Origin of the sequence: Streptomyces sp. SID3212 (genome assembly GCF_009865405.1) — a bacterium.
Lineage (GTDB): Bacteria > Actinomycetota > Actinomycetes > Streptomycetales > Streptomycetaceae > Streptomyces.
In genome coordinates, this window is record NZ_WWJY01000564.1 from 1 (window position 1) to 1,531 (window position 1,531).

Consider the following 1,531-nt stretch of genomic DNA (forward strand, 5'->3'; position numbering starts at 1 on the left):
GGGCGGCCCGCGAGGCGGCGGCGGTCGTGCAGGCGTTCTTCCCCGGGCAGGAGGGCACCGGCGCGGTGGCCGGCGTGCTCAGCGGCCGGATCAACCCCTCCGGGCGGCTGCCCGTGAGCGTTCCCCGGCTGGCGGGCGCCCAGCCCTCCACGTATCTGGCCGCCCCGCTGGCCATGGCCAGTGAGGTCTCCAGCATCGACCCCACACCGGCCTTCGGATTCGGGCACGGTCTGACGTACACCACGTTCGTCTGGTCGGACCTCGACACCGGCGGGGACGGTGACCGTACGCCCGCCGTACCCACCGACGGCGCCGTCGCCCTGGCCTTCACCGTCCGCAACACCGGTGAGCGGGCGGGTGACGAAGTGGTCCAGCTGTACCTCCGGGACCCGGTGGCCTCGGTCGTCCAGCCGGTCCAGCGGCTGATCGGATACGTACGGGTCGCGCTCGACCCGGGCGAATCGGCGAGGATCGGCGTCACGGTTCCGGCGGACCTGGCGTCCTTCACCGGCAGGGACGGACGCCGGGTGGTGGAGCCGGGGCGGCTGGAACTGCGGCTGGCGGCGTCCAGCAGCGACATCAGGTTCACGACAGCGGTGACGCTGACGGGCGGGCCGAGACACGTGGACCACACACGCGAACTGCATGCCCGCTTCACCGTCACGCGCACCTGAACGAGGTCCGTCGTCAGAGGTCCGCTGTCGGAGGTCCGTTGTCAGAGGTCCGTTGTCAGTGGTCGGGTCTACGGTGGATTCGTGGATCAGTCCAGCGTGAGCAAGGAGAGTCATGACGACGCTTGAGAACCGGCCGAACACCGCACTGCTTGTGGTCGACGTGCAGAACGGCGTGGTCGGGGAGGCGCACGAGCGGGACGCGGTCGTGGCCAACATCGGCGGTCTGGTCGAGAGAGCGCGGCGGGAGCAGGTGCCCGTGGTCTGGGTCCAGCACTCCGACGAGGACCTCGAGCTCGGGAGCGACGACTGGCGGATCGTCCCCGAGCTGACGCCGGGTGACGCCGAGCCACGGATCGGGAAGCGGTACGGCGACTCCTTCGAGGACACCACCCTGGAGACCGTGCTGTCGGATCTCGCCGTGGGGCGCCTGGTGGTGGTCGGGGCGGAGACCGACGCGTGTGTCCGCTCGACGCTCCACGGGGCGTTGACCAGGGGCTACGACGCGACGCTGGTCGGCGACGCCCACACCACGGGGGACAAGTCGCAGTGGGGCGCGCCGCCGCCGGACCAGGTCATCGCGCACACGAACCTGTACTGGAGCTTCCAGACGGCGCCGGGGCGGACGGCCGGGACGGTGGTGACCAAGGACGTGGACTTCGCCGGCACCCCGTGAGGTGCGCCGGCGAAGGCCGCCCGTGACCGCCCGCGTGCTTCCCGCGGTCGGCGACAACCCCGGGGCCCGCGCGGGGGTTCCCTCCCCGGCGGGCGTCAGCCCGTGCGGTACGTCCATCGGCCGGCCAGGAGCGTGCCGGACACCGGCATGTCCCGCAGCTCGCGGGCGGACAGGCGCGCCGGGT

The 1,531-nt window shown here is 72.2% G+C and carries 2 protein-coding genes; both read left to right on the top strand.

Annotated features, from left to right (window positions below; genetic code table 11):
* A partial coding sequence (locus GT042_RS16985; RefSeq protein WP_202532953.1) for a fibronectin type III-like domain-contianing protein occupies positions 1-674 on the top strand: 674 nt, incomplete at its 5' end.
* A 112-nt stretch (positions 675-786) separates the two neighbouring features.
* Entirely contained in the window at positions 787-1,347 is a 561-nt protein-coding gene (locus tag GT042_RS16990) for an isochorismatase family protein (RefSeq protein ID WP_161309561.1), read from the top strand.
* Positions 1,348-1,531: the final 184 nt, after the last annotated feature.

Coding starts and splice junctions, on each gene's coding strand:
- GT042_RS16990 (WP_161309561.1), top strand. CDS start 787: ATGACGACGCTTGAGAACCGGCCGAACACCGCACTGCTTGTGGTCGAC.